At 71.0% G+C, this 17696-nt stretch carries 18 protein-coding genes and 1 pseudogene; 13 read left to right on the top strand and 6 right to left on the bottom strand.

Annotated elements, in window-relative coordinates:
• Window positions 1-616: 616 nt before the first annotated feature.
• A complete protein-coding gene (locus tag ACZ4Z5_RS21470) occupies window positions 617-1198 on the bottom strand; it encodes a hypothetical protein (RefSeq protein ID WP_468265065.1) in 582 nt (193 codons plus the stop codon).
• 173 nt (window positions 1199-1371) lie between these two features.
• Between ACZ4Z5_RS21470 and tsaB the strand changes: the two genes are divergently transcribed.
• From tsaB to ACZ4Z5_RS21510, 8 genes and pseudogenes are all read left to right on the top strand, one after another.
• Window positions 1372-2025 (top strand): tRNA (adenosine(37)-N6)-threonylcarbamoyltransferase complex dimerization subunit type 1 TsaB, encoded by a 654-nt coding sequence (gene tsaB / locus ACZ4Z5_RS21475; RefSeq protein WP_468265067.1) that lies wholly within the window; start codon window positions 1372-1374, stop codon window positions 2023-2025.
• A 20-nt stretch (window positions 2026-2045) separates the two neighbouring features.
• Window positions 2046-2516 carry a ribosomal protein S18-alanine N-acetyltransferase gene (gene rimI, locus ACZ4Z5_RS21480; RefSeq protein ID WP_468265367.1) on the top strand — a complete coding sequence of 157 codons (471 nt, stop codon included), beginning with the start codon at window positions 2046-2048 and terminating at the stop codon, window positions 2514-2516.
• Window positions 2509-3630 carry a tRNA (adenosine(37)-N6)-threonylcarbamoyltransferase complex transferase subunit TsaD gene (gene tsaD, locus ACZ4Z5_RS21485; protein ID WP_468265069.1) on the top strand — a complete coding sequence of 374 codons (1122 nt, stop codon included), beginning with the start codon at window positions 2509-2511 and terminating at the stop codon, window positions 3628-3630. Before rimI ends, tsaD begins: the two co-directional genes overlap by 8 nt.
• Entirely contained in the window at window positions 3627-3893 is a 267-nt protein-coding gene (locus tag ACZ4Z5_RS21490) for a hypothetical protein (protein WP_468265071.1), read from the top strand. Before tsaD ends, ACZ4Z5_RS21490 begins: the two co-directional genes overlap by 4 nt.
• Window positions 3894-4312: 419 nt before the next feature.
• On the top strand, window positions 4313-5200 hold the full coding sequence (locus tag ACZ4Z5_RS21495) for a polysaccharide deacetylase family protein (RefSeq protein ID WP_468265073.1): 888 nt from the start codon (window positions 4313-4315) through the stop codon (window positions 5198-5200).
• Between the two features lie 29 nt (window positions 5201-5229).
• Window positions 5230-5546: pseudogene (locus ACZ4Z5_RS21500) on the top strand (hypothetical protein); the annotation flags it as partial.
• A 64-nt stretch (window positions 5547-5610) separates the two neighbouring features.
• Window positions 5611-6081, top strand: coding sequence for a VOC family protein (locus ACZ4Z5_RS21505; protein WP_468265075.1), 471 nt, complete (start codon window positions 5611-5613; stop codon window positions 6079-6081).
• A gap of 175 nt (window positions 6082-6256) precedes the next feature.
• Complete coding sequence (locus tag ACZ4Z5_RS21510; protein WP_468265077.1) at window positions 6257-6946, top strand: hypothetical protein; 690 nt, start codon at window positions 6257-6259, stop codon at window positions 6944-6946.
• Here ACZ4Z5_RS21510 and ACZ4Z5_RS21515 read toward each other — a convergent pair.
• A complete protein-coding gene (locus ACZ4Z5_RS21515; protein ID WP_468265079.1) occupies window positions 6867-8066 on the bottom strand; it encodes a THUMP-like domain-containing protein in 1200 nt (399 codons plus the stop codon). The genes ACZ4Z5_RS21510 and ACZ4Z5_RS21515 overlap by 80 nt on opposite strands.
• A 90-nt stretch (window positions 8067-8156) precedes the next feature.
• Between ACZ4Z5_RS21515 and ACZ4Z5_RS21520 the strand changes: the two genes are divergently transcribed.
• The 3 genes from ACZ4Z5_RS21520 (at window position 8157) to groL (ending at window position 11790) form a co-directional block, all read left to right on the top strand.
• Window positions 8157-9188, top strand: a complete 1032-nt coding sequence (locus ACZ4Z5_RS21520) for a polysaccharide deacetylase family protein (RefSeq protein ID WP_468265081.1) — start codon at window positions 8157-8159, stop codon at window positions 9186-9188.
• 573 nt (window positions 9189-9761) lie between these two features.
• Window positions 9762-10070: a co-chaperone GroES gene (groES, locus tag ACZ4Z5_RS21525; RefSeq protein ID WP_468265083.1), complete on the top strand. Its 309-nt coding sequence runs from the start codon at window positions 9762-9764 to the stop codon at window positions 10068-10070.
• A gap of 97 nt (window positions 10071-10167) precedes the next feature.
• Window positions 10168-11790, top strand: coding sequence for a chaperonin GroEL (groL, locus tag ACZ4Z5_RS21530; protein ID WP_468265085.1), 1623 nt, complete (start codon window positions 10168-10170; stop codon window positions 11788-11790).
• 143 nt (window positions 11791-11933) lie between these two features.
• Here the strand turns inward: groL and ACZ4Z5_RS21535 are convergent, their stop codons facing one another.
• The 3 genes from ACZ4Z5_RS21535 to ACZ4Z5_RS21545 all read right to left on the bottom strand — a co-directional run bounded on the left by ACZ4Z5_RS21535 (window position 11934) and on the right by ACZ4Z5_RS21545 (window position 14844).
• On the bottom strand, window positions 11934-12632 hold the full coding sequence (locus tag ACZ4Z5_RS21535; RefSeq protein ID WP_468265087.1) for an ester cyclase: 699 nt from the start codon (window positions 12630-12632) through the stop codon (window positions 11934-11936).
• Window positions 12633-12761: 129 nt separating this feature from the next.
• Window positions 12762-13535: an SDR family NAD(P)-dependent oxidoreductase gene (locus tag ACZ4Z5_RS21540; RefSeq protein ID WP_468265089.1), complete on the bottom strand. Its 774-nt coding sequence runs from the start codon at window positions 13533-13535 to the stop codon at window positions 12762-12764.
• Window positions 13536-14178: 643 nt separating this feature from the next.
• Window positions 14179-14844 (bottom strand): MOSC domain-containing protein, encoded by a 666-nt coding sequence (locus tag ACZ4Z5_RS21545; protein WP_468265091.1) that lies wholly within the window; start codon window positions 14842-14844, stop codon window positions 14179-14181.
• Window positions 14845-14923: 79 nt separating this feature from the next.
• Here ACZ4Z5_RS21545 and ACZ4Z5_RS21550 point away from each other — a divergent pair, with 79 nt between their 5' ends.
• A complete protein-coding gene (locus ACZ4Z5_RS21550) occupies window positions 14924-15823 on the top strand; it encodes a LysR family transcriptional regulator (protein WP_468265093.1) in 900 nt (299 codons plus the stop codon).
• Window positions 15824-16221: 398 nt separating this feature from the next.
• Here the strand turns inward: ACZ4Z5_RS21550 and ACZ4Z5_RS21555 are convergent, their stop codons facing one another.
• Window positions 16222-16551: a WhiB family transcriptional regulator gene (locus ACZ4Z5_RS21555; RefSeq protein ID WP_468265095.1), complete on the bottom strand. Its 330-nt coding sequence runs from the start codon at window positions 16549-16551 to the stop codon at window positions 16222-16224.
• 355 nt (window positions 16552-16906) lie between these two features.
• Here ACZ4Z5_RS21555 and ACZ4Z5_RS21560 point away from each other — a divergent pair, with 355 nt between their 5' ends.
• Window positions 16907-17518: a response regulator transcription factor gene (locus tag ACZ4Z5_RS21560; RefSeq protein WP_003948568.1), complete on the top strand. Its 612-nt coding sequence runs from the start codon at window positions 16907-16909 to the stop codon at window positions 17516-17518.
• The last annotated feature ends 178 nt before the right edge of the window (window positions 17519-17696 follow it).

A 17696-nucleotide genomic window follows, 5' to 3' on the forward strand; every position in this document is an offset into this window, starting at 1 on the left:
AACGCTCGGCTGGGAAACCCCAGCCGAGCGCCTGCATAAACTGCTCGCGGCCTGATCAACACGACCACGTGTTGCGACGACCCCTAGAAAGCACCGTCGCCTGTCGGGCCTCCATGCGTGTGTACGTTCCGACAAGACGTCGGCAAGGTGTTGCGCACCCCCGACCCCGCGTGGTCCTATGGTTGAGGAGAGCTGGTTAGGTATACCTAACCACGCGTGCCCCGGAGCCCGACAGGAGGCGTCCATGCAGGCCTCAGAGCGCGAGACACAGCAGCGGTACCCCTCGACGTCCGCTGTTTCGATGCGCGATCTCCTCGCGTCGTGCGCGGCGGCCAGCGCGATCTCGACCCCGCCCGGGGAGGCGCCCAGGATGCCCGGGGACGCGCCGCGGACCGCACCCTTCGGAGGCGACGAGAAGGCGCCCGGGGAGCGTCAGGATCGCCGCCGCGCAGCATGAAGCGGCGTGCCGAGGTACGACATCGGCGTTGAACCGTGGCCCGTACGGGTGATATCCGGAGTCGGCCCCGGCTCGGTGGCACGCATCGGACGTGGTGGGGTGACGACGGCCACGACGGCCGGGTCGGAGGGCGCGGGCGTCAGGGATACCCGGTCGGCGTCAGGGGACGACGACTACCGTGGCGTCGACGTTCGCGAACGTCCACATCGCGTCACCGTCCGACCGCGTCATCCGGATGCCGCCGGTCCTCCGGTTGGGGTCCGGCTCGGCCAGCGATCCGTCGACCGCGGCGCTGAACCCGATCGACACCCCGTCGACGCTCGTGAACCGCACCACGTGCTCGATCTGCACGCCGTCCGAGCCCCGGACGGTGCCGGACCGTGAGGTCACCTTGTACGTGCCCGGCTCGGGGCCGACCGTGCTCGGCATCACCGTGAACGTGCGCGGAGTCTGTTCCTGCTTCTCCTCCACCAGCCACACCCGCTTCAGGGCGATCGAGTAGACGACGCGCTTGCCCCGGCCGGACGCGTCGGGCAGCGTCGGCGCCGCCGGGTCCGTCGGTGCCGCGGCCTCCGGCTTCGGCGCCTTCGGGGCGGGCGCGGACGGAGTGCTCGCGGGCCGCTTCTCGGCGAGCTCGTAGGGCGTCGGCGCGTTCGCCGACGCCTGGTAGGCGAAGTAGCAGACCACCGCGACCGCTGCCGCGGTCAGCCCGGCCACGAATCCCGAGCTGCTCCGTGCCACCTGTGCCCACCTCTCGTATGTTCGTACCTCTGGTGACGGTAGGGGTGACGGTAGCAGCAGGGGCGGGGCGGTACGGGACGCCGTGCGGCTGCCACCGCCGAGCGGCCGGCCACCCGGCCCCCTGGCACCCCTTCGGCTCACTCGCCCCGTCGCGGTGGCCGTAGGCTGTTTGCGTGCTCTTGCTCGCTGTTGATACCGCCACGCCCGCCGTCACCGTCGCCCTCCACGACGGTGAGAAGGTCGTCGCCGAGACGAGCCGGGTCGACGCCCGCCGCCACGGCGAACTGCTGCTGCCCTCCGTCGACTCCGTCCTCGCCGACGCCGGTCTCGCACTCGACGCCGTGACGGACGTCGTCGTCGGGGTGGGCCCCGGACCGTACACCGGGTTGCGCGTCGGACTGGTGACGGCCATGACGTTCGGCACGGCGCTCGACGTGCCCGTCCACGGGCTGTGCACGCTGGACGGCCTCGCGTACGCCTCCGGGCTGGAGGAGCCGTTCGTCGTCGCGACGGACGCGCGCCGCAAGGAGGTCTACTGGGCGCGCTACGACGACGCGCGCACCCGCGTCGGTGACGCGTCCGTGGACCGTCCCGCCGACATCGCCGCCGAGGTGGCCGGACTGCCGGCCGTCGGGGCGGGCGCCCTGCTCTACCCGGAGACCTTCCCCGCGGCCCGCGGCCCCGAGCACCAGTCCGCCGCCGCGCTCGCCTCCCTGGCCGCCGAGAAGCTGGCCGCGGGCGAGAAGCTGCTCGAACCGCGCCCGCTCTACCTGCGCCGCCCCGACGCGCAGGTACCGAAGAACTACAAGGTGGTCACCCCCAAGTGACTCCCGTCGCCCTGCGCGAGATGCGGTGGTGGGACATCGAGCCGGTGCTCCTCATGGAGGAGGAACTGTTCCCCGAGGACGCCTGGTCGCCCGGGATGTTCTGGTCCGAGCTCGCCCACGCCCGCGGCCCGCAGGCCACCCGCCACTACGTCGTCGCCGAGGACGGGGACGGCCGGATCGTGGGGTACGCGGGCCTGGCCGCCGCCGGTGGCCTCGGCGACGTCCAGACCATCGCCGTCGCCCGCCACCAGTGGGGCACCGGGCTCGGCGCCCGGCTGCTCACCGACCTCCTCAAGCACGCCACCGCCTTCGAGTGCGACGAGGTGCTCCTCGAAGTCCGGGTGGACAACACCCGCGCCCAGAAGCTGTACGAGCGCTTCGGCTTCGAGCCGATCGGCTTCCGCCGCGGCTACTACCAGCCGGGCAACGTGGACGCCCTCGTCATGCGCCACCAAGTGCACCCAGTACAAGGAACCGATATCCATGGCTGACGAACCCCTGGTCCTCGGCATCGAGACCTCCTGCGACGAGACGGGCGTCGGCATCGTCCGCGGTACGACCCTCCTCGCCGACGCCATCGCGTCGAGCGTGGACGAGCACGCCCGTTTCGGCGGGGTCGTCCCCGAGGTCGCCTCCCGCGCCCACCTGGAGGCGATGGTCCCGACCATCCAGCGGGCCCTGAAGACGGCCGGAGTGTCCGCCAAGGACCTCGACGGCATCGCCGTGACGGCGGGACCCGGTCTCGCCGGCGCCCTCCTCGTCGGCGTCTCGGCGGCGAAGGCCTACGCCTACGCGCTCGGCAAGCCCCTCTACGGAGTCAACCACCTCGCCTCGCACATCTGCGTCGACCAGCTGGAGCACGGTCCGCTGCCCGAACCGACCATGGCGCTGCTGGTGTCCGGCGGGCACTCCTCGCTACTGCTCGCCCCCGACATCACCGCCGACGTACGGCCGATGGGCTCGACCATCGACGACGCGGCCGGCGAGGCCTTCGACAAGATCGCACGAGTGCTGGACCTCGGCTTCCCCGGCGGGCCCGTCATCGACCGGCTGGCCAGGGAGGGCGACCCGGAGGCCATCGCGTTCCCGCGCGGACTGACCGGCCCACGCGACCCCGCGTACGACTTCTCCTTCTCCGGTCTGAAGACCGCGGTCGCACGGTGGATCGAGGCGAAGCGCAACGCCGGCGAGGACGTGCCGGTGCGGGACGTGGCCGCGTCCTTCCAGGAGGCCGTCGTCGACGTGCTCACCCGCAAGGCCGTCCGGGCCTGCAAGGACGAGGGCGTCGACCACCTCATGATCGGCGGCGGCGTCGCCGCGAACTCGCGGCTGCGGGCCCTCGCGGAGGAGCGCTGCGAGCGGGCCGGTATCCGGCTGCGGGTACCCCGCCCCGGACTGTGCACCGACAACGGCGCGATGGTCGCGGCGCTGGGCGCCGAGATGGTCGCCCGCAACCGGCCGCCGTCCGACCTCGGTCTGTCGGCCGACTCCTCGCTGCCCGTGACCGATCCGCACGTCCCCGGGGAGCACCACGGCCACGGCCATGACCACGGTCACGATCATGACCATCTGCACGAGCTGAGCAAGGACAACCTCTACTCATGACAGTCGCCGTGATGTGGGAGGCCCGGGCGGCGGAGGGCCGTGGCCCGGAGCTCCTGGCCTGGGTCCGCGACCGGGCGCTGCCCCGTCGGCCGCTGCGGCGCGAGACGTTCCGCGCGCCTGAGGACAGGGTGCTCGTCATCACCTGGTGGGACGCCGCGGACCTCACCGCGGACCTTCCGGAACTCCCCGAGCCCGGCCCGGGCCTGGTCACCCGTCCGGTGCACCGCTGGCGGTTCGACTCCGTAGGCACCGAGGAGGGGTAGGGCGGTCGGGGCCCGACGGCGGGGGCGGTTCGCTCTGGAGGGGCTGGGCCGTTGGGGGCAGGACGGCCGGGTCCGGACGGCCGGGACGGCGGGGGCCGGCCGACATGGCTCAGGGCTGCAGGCGCTGGGGCGGCGAGGCTCGGTGGGCGGGGGCGTCGGTGTGGCGGGGCCGGTCGGCGTGGCCCGAGGCGGGGGTCTTTGGTGCGGCCCGGCGCGGTGGGCCGTGGTCGGCCGGGTCCGGGGCGGCGGGCAGCGGTGGCGGCGGGGGACCGGTGGCAAGGACGACCGCCCGGGGGAGCCGACGAGCGGCCCGGAGCGTGCCGAGACCGCCGGACCCGCCCGTGGCGGGTGGCGTGGAACCGCGCATTCCGGTCGCTCGTCAAGGAGAGCGACCGGCTTGAGACGTACGGACATGGAGCATGTGGGTGGGCAGGAACGTCACAGGGCGAAGGGTGGCGGCCGCCGCCCTGTTCGCGGGACTCATAGCGGGCCTCACGTCGGGGTGTGCGACGCCGTCGGAGGCGTCGTCCTCCACGGTCGGCCGGGTACCGTCCGGCCGGTCCCCCTCGGCGATCGCCGCCCAGAGCCCGTCGTCCGCGACCGGTCCGGCGTCCGCGCCCGGTTCCGCCGCCGCCTTCCAGAAGTGGGGCCTGAAGCCCCTTCCCCCGCGGCCCGCCCCGCCGGCGGTCAAACCGCTGCGGCTCCGCCCGGGCGGGGACGTCCCGGTGATCAGCGAGATACCCACCCGGGACAAGGTCGTCTTCATCACCGTCGACGACGGGACCGAGAAGGACGCCGAGTTCGTCACCATGATGCGCGAACTGAACATCCCCATCACGATGTTCCTCACCGATTCCGCCATCAGGGACGACTACGGCTACTTCACGCCGCTCCGTCGGCTCGGCAACGGCATCCACAACCACAGCCTGACCCACCCCAATCTGCGGACGCTGGACCTCGGAGGCCAGCGTCGGGAGATATGCGGCCAGCAGGCCCGGCTCGAACAGGTCTACGGCGCCGCACCGCGGCTGATGCGCCCGCCCTTCGGTCTCTGGAACGAGAACACCCGCGCCGCCGCCAAGGCCTGTGGCGTCGAGGCGATCGTGCTCTGGCGCCAGTCGATGCAGATCACCGACATGCAGTACCAGCGCGGTGACCGGAAGCTGCACCCCGGCGACATCGTCCTCGCCCACTTCCGCGGCCGCGGCGAGCTCAAGGGCCGGTCGATGACGGAGATGACGGCGAACATGCTCCGCCGCATCCAGGAGCAGGGCTTTGCGGTCGCGCGGCTGGAGGACTATCTCTGACCGTGGCGAAGAAATTCTTCCCGGACGTGTCGGACCGGGCCGCCATCGCCGCCCTCTACGGGCGGCCGGCCGCCCTGACCCCGTCCCCGGTCGTGGAACTCAACAGGGCCGTGGCCGTGGTCGTGTCCATGGCACAGGGCCCGGCCGCCGCGCTGCCGATCGTCGACGCGCTCGCCGCCGAACCGGCGCTCAAGGACTACCACCTCCTGCCGAGCGTCCACGGTGACCTGTTGTCGCGCTGGGCCGGTCCGCCGAGGCCAGCGCCGAGTTCGAGCGCGCCGCCGGGCTGACCCGTAACGAACGCGAGCGCGCACTGCTGCTCGGAAAGGACGCGGGCGAGCGATGAGTTCCGGTGGGCCGGCGGGTCCATCCCTCGAAGACGTCCACGAGGCAGCGGAGGAGCCCACGTCATGCAGAAGATCACGACCTTTCTCTGGTTCGACGACCAGGCCGCGGACGCCGCGCAGTTCTACACGTCGGTCTTCGACGACTCCCGGATCGTCGGCGTGACCCGGTACACCGAGTCGGGCCCGGGAGTGCCCGGATCGGTCATGACGGTCACGTTCGAGCTCGCCGGCCAGCAGTTCGTCGCCCTGAACGGCGGCCCGCAGTTCCCCTTCACCGAAGCGGTCTCGCTGTCCGTGGACTGCGGATCCCAGGAAGAGGTCGACCGCTACTGGGAACAGCTGAGCGAGGGCGGTGAACAGGGCCCGTGCGGCTGGCTGAAGGACAGGTACGGCCTGTCCTGGCAGGTCACCCCGCACAGGCTCGCCGAGCTGGTCTCGGATCCCGACCGCACCAGGGCCGACCGTGTCATGCGGGCGATGATGAACATGAAGAAGATCGACATCCGGGCCCTGGAGGACGCGTACGAGGGGTGACGACGCCCGGCTCCTCGGTGGGAACGGGGCACTCGAGCGGGCTGTGAACCGGGCGTCGAACGGGCCGTGAGCCTGGGCGTCCGGCGGCCGTCGAGCGGGTCGTGAGCCGGGCGTCCGGCGGGCGCCGGGCGGGGCGTCCGCCGCCGGCGTGCGGCCGGGCGATAGCCTCGAACGCATGTCTAACCGTAGGTCCTTGCCGCCCCCGCCGCCGCCCGTGCACCTGCGTGCCTGGCCTGACCGTGCGGCCATGCTCGCCGACCGGAACGCGGTCCTCGGCGAGCTGGTCGGAAAGGTCCTCGGCGTCGGCCGAATGGCCGGACTGTGGGGCTGGTCGGCGCTGTTGGCAGCCGGCTGGGCGTGTGCCGGCGTGGGTGTTCAGGGACTGACCGAGCCGGGCGCCGACCCGATCACCGCGACCCTGGCGCTGGGCATCCTGATCGTCGGCATCGCCGTGGCGATCCCGGTGGCCTTCGCGATCGGGCTGGGCGTCCGGCGCGACAAGAGGATCCGTGAACTCCTCTTCCAGTGGTCCGCGTTGGACCGCGATCCCGTCGCGGACGCCCGGCACCGCGCCCCGGGCCCGGTCCTGCGCTGGCTGCTGCCGTCGGTTTTTCTGTGCGCCGCGGGACTGTGGGTCTCGTTCGCGTGGACGGCGGGCGCGCGCCCGGGCGACGACACCTACGCCGACGTGGTCCTCGGCCTCGGCCTGGGCGTGGTCCTGTGGCTCACCGGCCTCATCGGTACGGCCAAGGCGGTCGCGCACTACCGCTGGGCGGTGGGCCTCGTCACGCGCCCGTCGTCGCCGGGGACGGAGCAGGGGCGGGACGACCGATCAGCATCGTCGGAGCGCCCGCTGCCCGGGTGAGGAAGACCGTCGCGGAGCCGGGACCCTGCGGTTTCACCTTGCGGCGGAGCTCCTCCGGTTCGACCGCCGAGCCCCGCTTCTTCACGGTCAGCACACCGACCTCCCGCTCCCGCAGCAGGGCCTTGAGCCTCTTCACGTTGAAGGGGAGCCGGTCGGTGATCTCGTAAGCCGTCGCGTACGGGGTGGGGCGCAGTTCGTCGGAGGTGATGTACGCGATCGTCGCGTCGATCAGGCCGCCGTCGAGCGTGGCGGCGATGTCCGCGACGAGGTGGGCACGGATGGCGGCGCCGTCCGGCTCGTAGAGGTAGCGGCCGACGGGGCGCACGGCGGGGTCCGGGAGGCCGCTGCCGGTGAGGGTGTGCGGGCCGGGGAGCAGGGTGGCGCGCACGGTGCCGGGGTCGGTGCCGAACCACAGCACGGCTTCCTTCACATCGCCGTGGTCGGAGATCCACTCGGCCTCGGCGTCGTCCGGTACGGCCTCGTGCGGGACGCCGGGCGCGATCTTCAAGGCGGCCCGGGGGGCCGTGCGGGCCGCGCCGATCGCCCAGGACAGGGGCGGGGAGTAGGCCTCGGGGTCGAAGATCCGGCCGCGCCCGCCGCGGCGGGCGGGGTCGACGAACACCGCGTCGTACGGCGAGGTGTCGATACCGGTGACGTCCGCGCACCGCACCTCGATCAGGCCGGTGAGGCCCAGCGCCTCGGCGTTGGCGCGCGCCACGGCGGCCGTGAGCGGGTCGCGGTCCACGGCGAGCACCGAGATGCCGGCGCGGGCGAGCGCGATCGCGTCACCGCCGATGCCGGAGCACAGGTCCGCCACGCTGCGCACGCCGAGGCCGGCGAACCGCGCGGCCCGGTACGCGGCGACGGAGGCGCGGGTCGACTGCTCCACACCGTTCGGCGTGAAGTACATGCGGTACGCGTCCTCGGCTCCGAACTTCGCCGCCGCCCGCTGCCGCAGACGGGCCTGGCCGAGCGCGGCCGAGACCAGTGCGGCCGGGTGCTCGCGGCGCAGCCGCGTCGCCGTCGCCAGTTCCTGCGCGGGGTCGTGGTCGCGCAGGACGGTGAGCAGGGCGCTGCCCTCCTCGGTGAGCAGTGCGGCGAAGGAGTCGAGGTCGTTCACCGGCCCATTGTGGGCCAGTCGGTGGATGTGCGCCGCCCGGCGGTTGTGTCGGCCCGGTGTACGGGCTCGACGCTGACAGGATGCAGCGCCATGCAGCTAGTACGACAAACGGAAAATAATGGGGTGCACCGTGGTTTTCGGGGCACCGCCCCGGTCAGGATGGTCGCGGCCGCACTGCTGCTCGCGGCGCTCGGCTCCGGCTGCTTCGCCGGGAGCCCGAGCGGCTCGGGGGACACCCCGGGCCAGGGGGCGGCCGGTCGGGCGTCGTCGGCCGGTGACGGGCACGGTGACGGGCGGACGGGCTCCGGCGACGGGGCGGGCGCACAAGGCGCTCAGAGTGCACGGAAGGCGTACCGGGCTCCTGCCGCCCGTGCCCTCGCCGGCTATGCGGACCGTCTGCAGCACACGCAGGCCGCCAGGGTCGCCGCGGGGAAGTGGGGCCTTGTCGGGTTCCCGCTCGCCGCCCCGCCCCCGCCGGCGGCGAAACCGCGGATCACCGTGCGCAGGGGCTTCGAGGTCACGGGCCAGGGCGACCTGCCGCCCGTCTTCACGACCGTGCCGACCAAGGAGAAGGTCGTCTTCCTGACGATCGACGACGGTGCCGAGAAGGACCCGGAACTGCCGCGCATGATGACCGAACTGGGCATCCCGTACAGCGCGTTCCTGAGCGACTACCTGGTGCGCCACGACTACGGCTACTTCGCCGAGATGCAGAAGCGCGGCGTGGGGCTGCACAACCACACGCTCAACCACCGCTATCTGCCCGGGCTCTCCTACGAGGAACAGCGCCGCGAGATCTGCGGGATGCAGGACGTCATGGAGAAGGAGTACGGGAAGCGGCCCCGGCTCTTCCGGCCGCCGTACGGCAACTACAACCGTGACACCCTCCGCGCCGCCAAGTCCTGCGGCGTCAAGGCGGTGCCGCTGTGGGCGGCGGAGGCGTTCCCCGACCACATGGAATGGCGTGAGTCGGACCAGGACCTGCACCCGGGGGACATCATCCTCACGCACTTCCGCGGGCGCGCGGAGTGGAAGGGCAGCATGCCCGACATGATCCGCGAGGTGATGAAGACGGTGACGGCCAAGGGGTACGCCGTGGCCCGCCTGGAGGACTACGTGTGAGACCGGGGTGCGCGAGCCGGGTCCCGCCCGGGCCCGGCTCCTCCCGGGCCGGTTCGGGGCCCGGTCCCGTTCATGCCCCGGGCCGGCTCGGTGGGGCCGGTTCCGATCCCGCCGGGTCGGTTCGGCGGGCCGGGGTCCTGTTCGGCCCGTTCCGTTCCGCCCGTTCCGTTCTGCCCGTTCCGTTCTGCCCGGTTCCGCCGGAGCCCGTCTCCCCGACTCCGATAGCACCCGCCCGATCCCGCCGAGTCCCTTGCGGGCGAGTCCGGTTCGGGTGAGTCCGCTTCGTCCGCGGGGCGCCGGATCCCCGTGGAGGACGATGCCCGGTGCCGGTCGTGCCGGCGATTCCGGGGTTCGGAAGGAGGAAGGAAGCGTACGTCCGTCAACGTCCGCCGCACCGTATTGGCACTCCGCTTGACCGAGTGCTAATCACAGGCCTAGTCTCGGCTCTGGCACTCCCCGTAGGAGAGTGCCAACAAACGCGACGGGCAGGTCCGGCACCCGCGACGACGGATCGACCTGGTCGCCACCTCAGACAGTTAACCCCGTGAGATCTCCGAAGGGGGAGGTCGGATCGTGACGACCGCCAGCTCCAAGGTTGCCATCAAGCCGCTCGAGGACCGCATCGTGGTCCAGCCGCTGGACGCCGAGCAGACCACGGCCTCTGGCCTGGTCATTCCGGACACTGCGAAGGAGAAGCCCCAGGAGGGCGTCGTCCTGGCCGTGGGCCCGGGCCGTTTCGAGAACGGCGAGCGTCTGCCGCTCGACGTGAACACCGGCGACATCGTGCTCTACAGCAAGTACGGCGGCACCGAGGTGAAGTACAACGGCGAGGAGTACCTCGTCCTCTCGGCTCGCGACGTTCTCGCGATCATCGAGAAGTAATTCACCAGCAGATTTGCTTTGAGCTGCGCCCCTGGCCCCCGCTGATATTGCCGGGCGGCGAGGGGCGCGGTTCGTTCGAGAGGATTGAAACAGGCCCATGGCGAAGATCCTGAAGTTCGACGAGGACGCCCGTCGCGCCCTCGAGCGCGGCGTCAACAAGCTTGCCGACACGGTCAAGGTGACGATCGGCCCCAAGGGCCGCAACGTCGTCATCGACAAGAAGTTCGGCGCCCCGACCATCACCAACGACGGTGTCACGATCGCCCGCGAGGTCGAGATCGACGACCCGTACGAGAACCTCGGCGCCCAGCTGGTGAAGGAGGTGGCGACCAAGACCAACGACATCGCTGGTGACGGCACCACCACCGCCACCGTGCTGGCCCAGGCGCTGGTCCGCGAGGGTCTGCGCAACGTCGCCGCCGGCGCCTCCCCGGCCTCCCTGAAGAAGGGCATCGACGCTGCGGTCAAGGCCATCTCCGACGACCTGCTCGCCACCGCGCGGCCGATCGAGGAGAAGTCCGACATCGCCGCCGTCGCCGCGCTGTCCGCCCAGGACCAGCAGGTCGGCGAGCTCATCGCCGAGGCGATGGACAAGGTCGGCAAGGACGGTGTCATCACCGTCGAGGAGTCCAACACCTTCGGTCTGGAGCTGGACTTCACTGAGGGCATGGCCTTCGACAAGGGCTACCTGTCCCCGTACATGGTGACCGACCAGGAGCGTATGGAGGCCGTCCTCGAGGACCCGTACATCCTGATCCACCAGGGCAAGATCTCCTCCATCCAGGACCTGCTGCCGCTGCTGGAGAAGGTCATCCAGTCCGGCAACAGCAAGCCGCTGCTGATCATCGCCGAGGACGTCGAGGGCGAGGCCCTGTCCACCCTCGTCGTCAACAAGATCCGTGGCACCTTCAACGCCGTCGCCGTGAAGGCCCCGGGCTTCGGTGACCGCCGCAAGGCGATGCTGGGCGACATGGCGACCCTGACCGGCGGCACCGTCGTCGCCGAGGAGGTCGGCCTCAAGCTCGACCAGGTCGGCCTGGACGTGCTGGGCACCGCCCGCCGCGTGACCGTCACCAAGGACGACACCACCATCGTCGACGGCGGTGGCAAGTCCGAGGACGTCAGCGGTCGTGTCATGCAGATCCGCGCCGAGATCGAGACCACGGACTCCGACTGGGACCGCGAGAAGCTCCAGGAGCGCCTCGCCAAGCTGGCCGGCGGCGTGTGCGTGATCAAGGTCGGCGCCGCCACCGAGGTGGAGCTGAAGGAGAAGAAGCACCGTCTGGAGGACGCCATTTCCGCGACCCGCGCCGCGGTCGAGGAGGGCATCGTCTCCGGTGGTGGCTCCGCGCTGGTCCACGCCTCCAAGGTGCTCGAGGGCAACCTCGACAAGCAGGGCGACGAGGCCACCGGTGTCGCGGTCGTCCGCCGCGCCGTGGTCGAGCCGCTGCGCTGGATCGCCGAGAACGCCGGCCTGGAGGGCTACGTCATCACGGCCAAGGTCGCCGAGCTCGGCAAGGGCGAGGGCTTCAACGCCGCGACCGGCGAGTACGGCGACCTGGTCAAGGCCGGCGTCATCGACCCGGTCAAGGTGACCCGTTCCGCGCTGGAGAACGCCGCGTCGATCGCCTCCCTGCTGCTCACGACCGAGACCCTGGTCGTCGAGAAGAAGGAAGAGGAGTCCGCGGACGCCGGCCATGGCCACGGTCACGCTCACTGACCCACCGCCACTGGGCATCCGCCACTGGGCGTCCGCCGCAGTGCACCGGGAAGGCCTCCGTTCCCTTTCAGGGGACGGGGGCCTTCCCGCTTGCGCGGGCTGCCTCGGAGTCCGCCGCCCCGCCCCGGCAGCCCGAGCGGACGTCACATTTCCAGGGCTCCGAGCTGACCCATCAGGCCGAGCCGGTCGTACTGCCACCACCCTTCGGCGATCCTGCCGTCGTCACGGCAGCGGAAGACGGTCGTCCCGCTCATGGACACCTGCTTTCCGCTCGCGGGTATGCCCATGAACTCGCCGTGGTGCGTGCCGTGCCAGTTCCAGCGGGTGCAGACCCGGTCACCCTCGGCTATCTGTTCCTCGATGTCGAACCTGAAGTCGAACCCCTTGCGCCACGTCTCTATCTCCTGGCGCATCGTGTCCATGCCGATGGAGTCCGGCTCCTTGCTCGGATCGTGGTCGTGGTAGTCCTCGGCGAAGACCTGGTCGAGCGTGGACAGATCACCCTTGGTGTGGACCGTCTCGAAGAAGCGGCGCGCATTGGTCTTGTAGAGCTGCTCGTCCCGGACCACGTCCAGGTCCGTGAAAGTCGGCAACTCGTCACAGAGAGCCACCATCTCCCGGAATATCCGATCGGTTTCCGGCAGGTTGGAGTTCTTCATCGCCTCTTCGTAGGAGGGGAACTCGACTATCTCGATGAAGTGGGAGGCATCGGACCGGTCCTTGCCGATGATGTTGTGCGTGGCAGTCCGCTTGCCCCTGGTCTGCTCGACCCATGTGTCCATGAGCCGGTTCATCTCGTCGAAACGACTTGTCTTGCAGTCGATCAACTGTACGAATGTCATGGCGCCTCCCGACGTCAACAGAGCCGCGGTGGAGATGCCTCCATTTTAGTGAGAAATGCCCGAGTCGACCGATCTGTGGGTTCGTGCGGGCGCCGCTCGGACGGCGGGCTTCAGCGGGGCTCCAACGGCCTACTGCGGGCCGTACTTGCGGCCCGTCCGGGAGCTGAGGCCGCCGAGCATGCCCCGCGGTACCAGCTTTGCCACACCCATCAGGGCCTTGTACCGGACGTCCGGGATGGACAGCGACTTGCCGCGCGCCAGGTCGTTCAGCGCGTCCGTGACCAGCTTGTCCGCGTCGAGCCACATCCAGCCGGGGATGTTGTCCGTTCCCATGCCGGCCCGCTGGTGGAACTCGGTCCGGACGAACCCCGGGCACAGCGCCATCAGCCGTACGCCCGAGCCGGCCAGGTCCCGTGCCACGCCCTGGGTGAACTGCACGACCCAGGCCTTGGAGGCCCCGTAGGTGCCTCGCGGGACGAACGCCGCGACCGACGCCACATTGATCACTCCGCCACGGCCTCGTTCCCGCATCCCCTCCGCCGCCGAGGAGGTGAGGCGCAGGACGGCCTCGCAGTGCACCTTCAGCATCTTCAGCTCGTCGGCCATCGACACGTCCAGATACCGGCCCTTGTTGCCGAAGCCGGCATTGTTGACCAGCAGGTCCACCGGGTGGGTGCGGTCGCCGAGCCGGGTCTCGACCGCCGCGATGCCCTCGTCCGTCGCCAGGTCGGCCGTGAGCACCTCCACTTCGACGGAGTGCCTGTCGTGCAGTTCGGTGGCCTGCTCCTGCAGCCGCTTGGTATCGCGGGCCACCAGCACCAGGTTGCGTCCGTCGGCGGCGAGCCGCCGCGCGAAGGCGGCACCGATGCCCGCAGTCGCGCCCGTAATCAGTGCAGTCGTCATACCCGCACGTTAGTGCCCCACGTGTTCGGACCACTGCCGGGGCGGGTGGAGTGTCCCGGCGCACTGCCCGGCGGACGGCTGCCGTCCGCCTTACCTCCAATGCGCTGAACTGAACATCGCGCACGGGGAAGTTGTCCGGTATGCCGTCGGTGCTGCGTACGGTCCGCAGTGCGGTCGTCCCACGTGTGACGACGGCGTCCACTCGGCCTGTCGTCATCGGACCTCCGTTGAATCCGCACAGCCGCAGGCCGAAGTGACGCTCGCGCACCGGGGCGCGCGGGTCGGGCACTTCGGGGATGCCGGGCCGCGTCGGCGGGTCGGGCGAACTCTCGCAGAGCATGCCGTCCGCTCCGGCCGTCGATGTGGCGAGCGGTGGTGAGGGCGGTTCGTCGGGGAATTCGGTCGCGCGGGCCGTGGACACCTTCGCGCTCGAGTGCAGCCGGAGGAAGCCGCCGACCAGTGCGAGGGCGGACACCACCGCGACCGGCCCGAGGGTGATCACGACGCGTTTCAGTCGGGTCATGCCTCGAGAGTCCCCGCCGGCCGCGTGTCCGGGCATCGGGGACGGCCCTCAACCGTCCCCGATCCACCACCCCGAACGCCTCAGGGTTCTCCCCGTATGTCTCGTCCTGTCCGATGTGCGTCAGCCCTGGTCGGCGACGTACTGCCGGGCCTTGGCCATGGCTTTCGGGGCGAGGGCGTCGCCCGCGGCGAGCAGGCGGGGCAGCAGGGTGCGCTCGGTGGTGAGGGCGCGGAAGAGCAGCCCGACGGTGACGTCGTGGGCGGGCCGCGACAGGATGTCGATACTGGCGCCCGCCACGATCTCACCGGGCTCGATCACACGAAGGTAGGCGCCGGGTACGCAGGCCCGGGTGAACCGCTTGACCCACCCGTTCTCTTCCAGCCAGCCGCCGAACGTCCGGCAGGGGATACGGGCGGAGGCCACCTCCAGCACGAGGTCACGGCCGATCCGCCAACGCTCGCCGATCAGCGCGCCGTTGACGTCGACCCCGGCGGTGGTGAGGTTCTCGCCGAAGGAACCGTTGCCCAGCCGGCGCCCCAGCTCCCTCTCCCATGCGTCGAGGTCCTCGCGTGCGTAGGCGTAGACGGCCTGGTGGGATCCGCCGTGATGACGCAGGTCGCACACCGCGTCGCCGCTGAGGCCGCTCCCGCCCGTGCCCTTCGGGCCGGGGTCGGTCACCAGGACCGCCCCGTCGGCGGGCTGCTTGTCGATACCCGTGACGCCGCCAGGCCCGTCCGTGTAGTCGACCTGCTTCGGCTTTCCCGCATTCACCGTCAGAAGTCTCATGGGTGCACGGTAATCTCCACTCGCCAAAGCGTCGAGTTCATAATCTGCGGAAACCCCAAGACAGCCTTATAGTGTGGCGGTGATCGAAGCCCGACACCTCCGTGTCCTGCGTGCCGTGGCCGCCACCGGATCCTTCTCCGCTGCGGCGCGTGAGCTCGGCTGCACCCAGCCCGCGGTCAGCCAGCAGATGAAGGCCCTTGAGACGTCGGTGGGAACCCCGCTGCTGGTCCGGACGGGCCGGGAGATGCGGCTGACCCAGGCAGGCGAGGCCCTGGTCCGCCATGCCGCCGGGATCCTGGCCGGGCTGACCGCTGCCGAGGAGGAGGTCGCCGCCATCGCCGGGCTGCGCGCCGGCCGGGTCCGGCTGGTCTCGTTCCCCAGCGGCAGTGCCACGCTCGTGCCGACTGCACTGGCCGCGCTGCGGGAGGCACACCCGGGCACGCGCGTCTCCCTCGTCGAAGCCGAACCGCCGAAGTCCGTCGCGATGCTGCGCGAGGGGGACTGCGACGTGGCGCTGGCCTTCCGCTACGAGGGTGCCGCGACCGCCGACGAGTGGGACGACCTCGTCGTCCGGCCGCTGCTGACCGACCGGCTCGTCGGACTGGTGCCGGAGGGGCACCGGCTCGGGGGAGCCGACACGGTCGCGATCGCTGACCTGGCCGACGAGCCGTGGATCGCGGGGTGCCCGCGCTGCCGTCGTCAGTTGGTGGAGGTCTGCGAAGGGGCGGGATTCACGCCGCGGATCGACTTCGCGACCGATGACTGTCCGGCGGTCATCGGCCTGGTCGCCGCCGGGCTGGGCGTCGCTGTGCTGCCCGGACTGGCGCTGGAGCCGGTCCGGACCGACGGGACCAGGATCGTGGCGGTGGAGCCGGCCGTCCGCCGTGAGATCGTCGCCCTCACTCTGCCGGACCTCGCGCAGGTGCCGGCGGTCGCGGCGACCCTCGACCATCTGATGCCGGTCGCGGCGAGCAGTTGAGCCGTGCCACTGGGCGTCCGCACCGCCGGCCGGGCCCGCCTACGTTCTTCTGCCGGCGGTGCGGGCGCGTCGGCTGACGCCGGGGAACCCTTCTGGCGGGGGACCCGTGCCCGCCGCCGGACCGCGAAGGCATGCTCGCCGAGCCGGGAAGCCGCTCCCGTCGGGCCGGAGTCGCACTCGCCGGGAGGCGAAGCCGCGCCCGTCCGGCCGGGAAGTGCACCCTGGCAGGAAGCGCACACGCCGTCGGCCGGATCCCGCGCACCCGCCGAGTCATGGCTGCCGGGAGCGTGGGCTGAGCCGTGGCCGGGCGCGTGGACCCGTACACATCAAACCCCGCGCTCCGCCGGATCGGGCGGCAGCGCGGGGTGGCACCGAGTGCAGGAACGATTCTGCATAGATCAATGTCGGGCCGGGCCCCCGCCGGGTGTCGCCGAGGTCGTGACCAGGCGGTTGCGTGCGCGGCCCATCAGTTCTTCGCGTTCGTCCTCGGTCAGGCCGCCCCACACGCCGTACGGCTCCCTGACCGCAAGGGCGTGCGCCGCGCACTCCGCACGTACCGGGCACCTCATGCAGACCTCTTTCGCCGAGTTCTCGCGCGCACTCCTTGCTGCACCACGCTCCCCCTCCGGGTGGAAGAAGAGGGAGCTGTCGACCCCGCGGCATGCCGCGAGGAGCTGCCAGTCCCACAGATCGGCGTTGGGCCCGGGAAGGCGGGAGAAATCTGCCATTGCATGTCCCCTCGTAACCGTGAGTATCCGTGCCGAAGACGGATGCGCGTGCCGCATCGTGCCCATGACCGTACATCTGTTGTGTAAGTAGATGTAAATATGACTCATTGCGAATCTAGCCTCAGACACCTCAACAAGGGAAGAAAAGCCGCTAAATGGGGCATAGCTGTACGTGAACGACCACTGAAGGTGCTCACGCGACCCGTAACTCTTTCGAGTGACCATCGTTGAGAGTGCCGAGGCGGTTGAAACAACAAGCTCTCGGGCAGATGTCCGAGGGCGTCAATCGCACAGGTGACGATTTCGTACCAGCCTGGAGGCTCAAGGTGACGCGCATCAGCTGCGGAGGACGGTCATGACATCCGTCCTCGTCTGTGACGACTCCCCGCTCGCCCGAGAGGCGCTCCGCCGCGCGGTGGCGACCGTGCCCGGCGTCGAGCGCGTGACGACGGCCGCCAACGGCGAGGAAGTCCTCCGCCGCTGGGGTGCCGACCGCTCGGACCTGATTCTGATGGACGTACGCATGCCCGGTCTGGGCGGCGTGGAGACCGTCCGGCGGCTGCTGTCCGCCGACCCCGGCGCACGCATCATCATGCTGACCGTCGCCGAGGACCTCGACGGGGTGGCGCTCGCGGTGGCGGCGGGTGCCAGGGGGTATCTGCACAAGGACGCCTCGCGCGCCGAGCTGCGCGCCACGGTGACCCAGGCGCTGGCCGACCCGACCTGGCGACTCGCCCCGCGCCGGCTCCGCTCCGCCGAGATGGGGGCCGCACCGACTCTCACCGCGCGTGAGATCCAGGTGCTCGAGGGGATGAGTCACGGCCGTTCCAACGCGGAGATCGGACGTGAGCTGTTCCTCTCCGAGGACACGGTCAAGACGCACGCCAGGCGGCTCTTCAAGAAGCTCGGGGCCTCTGACCGGGCGCACGCGGTGGCGCTCGGCTTCCGCTGGGGCCTGGTCCGCTAGGCGCGGACGGAGTGCTTCGCCGCGGGGGCGCGAGTATCCCCGCCCGTCGTCCGGCGGGCGGGGCGGCCTCCGTCGCACCGCCGGACGGGGTCGTCCGTCGGCCGGATCCCTCCGGCGCCGGCGTCCGGAGACGCGCCTGTCCGCCGGAGGTGTGCCGGCACGTAGGCTCGGACAGGTA

It is taken from the genome of Streptomyces sp. NPDC030222, assembly GCF_055573115.1.

Excerpts from the sequence above, each read along its gene's own strand:
- rimI (WP_468265367.1), top strand. The coding sequence starts at position 2,046 with ATGCGGTGGTGGGACATCGAGCCGGTGCTCCTCATGGAGGAGGAACTG.
- tsaD (WP_468265069.1), top strand. The coding sequence starts at position 2,509 with ATGGCTGACGAACCCCTGGTCCTCGGCATCGAGACCTCCTGCGACGAG.
- ACZ4Z5_RS21490 (WP_468265071.1), top strand. The coding sequence starts at position 3,627 with ATGACAGTCGCCGTGATGTGGGAGGCCCGGGCGGCGGAGGGCCGTGGC.
- ACZ4Z5_RS21495 (WP_468265073.1), top strand. The coding sequence starts at position 4,313 with ATGTGGGTGGGCAGGAACGTCACAGGGCGAAGGGTGGCGGCCGCCGCC.
- ACZ4Z5_RS21505 (WP_468265075.1), top strand. The coding sequence starts at position 5,611 with ATGCAGAAGATCACGACCTTTCTCTGGTTCGACGACCAGGCCGCGGAC.
- ACZ4Z5_RS21510 (WP_468265077.1), top strand. The coding sequence starts at position 6,257 with ATGTCTAACCGTAGGTCCTTGCCGCCCCCGCCGCCGCCCGTGCACCTG.
- ACZ4Z5_RS21520 (WP_468265081.1), top strand. The coding sequence starts at position 8,157 with ATGCAGCTAGTACGACAAACGGAAAATAATGGGGTGCACCGTGGTTTT.
- groL (WP_468265085.1), top strand. The coding sequence starts at position 10,168 with ATGGCGAAGATCCTGAAGTTCGACGAGGACGCCCGTCGCGCCCTCGAG.
- ACZ4Z5_RS21535 (WP_468265087.1), bottom strand. The coding sequence starts at position 12,632 with ATGACATTCGTACAGTTGATCGACTGCAAGACAAGTCGTTTCGACGAG.
- ACZ4Z5_RS21540 (WP_468265089.1), bottom strand. The coding sequence starts at position 13,535 with ATGACGACTGCACTGATTACGGGCGCGACTGCGGGCATCGGTGCCGCC.
- ACZ4Z5_RS21545 (WP_468265091.1), bottom strand. The coding sequence starts at position 14,844 with ATGAGACTTCTGACGGTGAATGCGGGAAAGCCGAAGCAGGTCGACTAC.
- ACZ4Z5_RS21555 (WP_468265095.1), bottom strand. The coding sequence starts at position 16,551 with ATGGCAGATTTCTCCCGCCTTCCCGGGCCCAACGCCGATCTGTGGGAC.
- ACZ4Z5_RS21560 (WP_003948568.1), top strand. The coding sequence starts at position 16,907 with ATGACATCCGTCCTCGTCTGTGACGACTCCCCGCTCGCCCGAGAGGCG.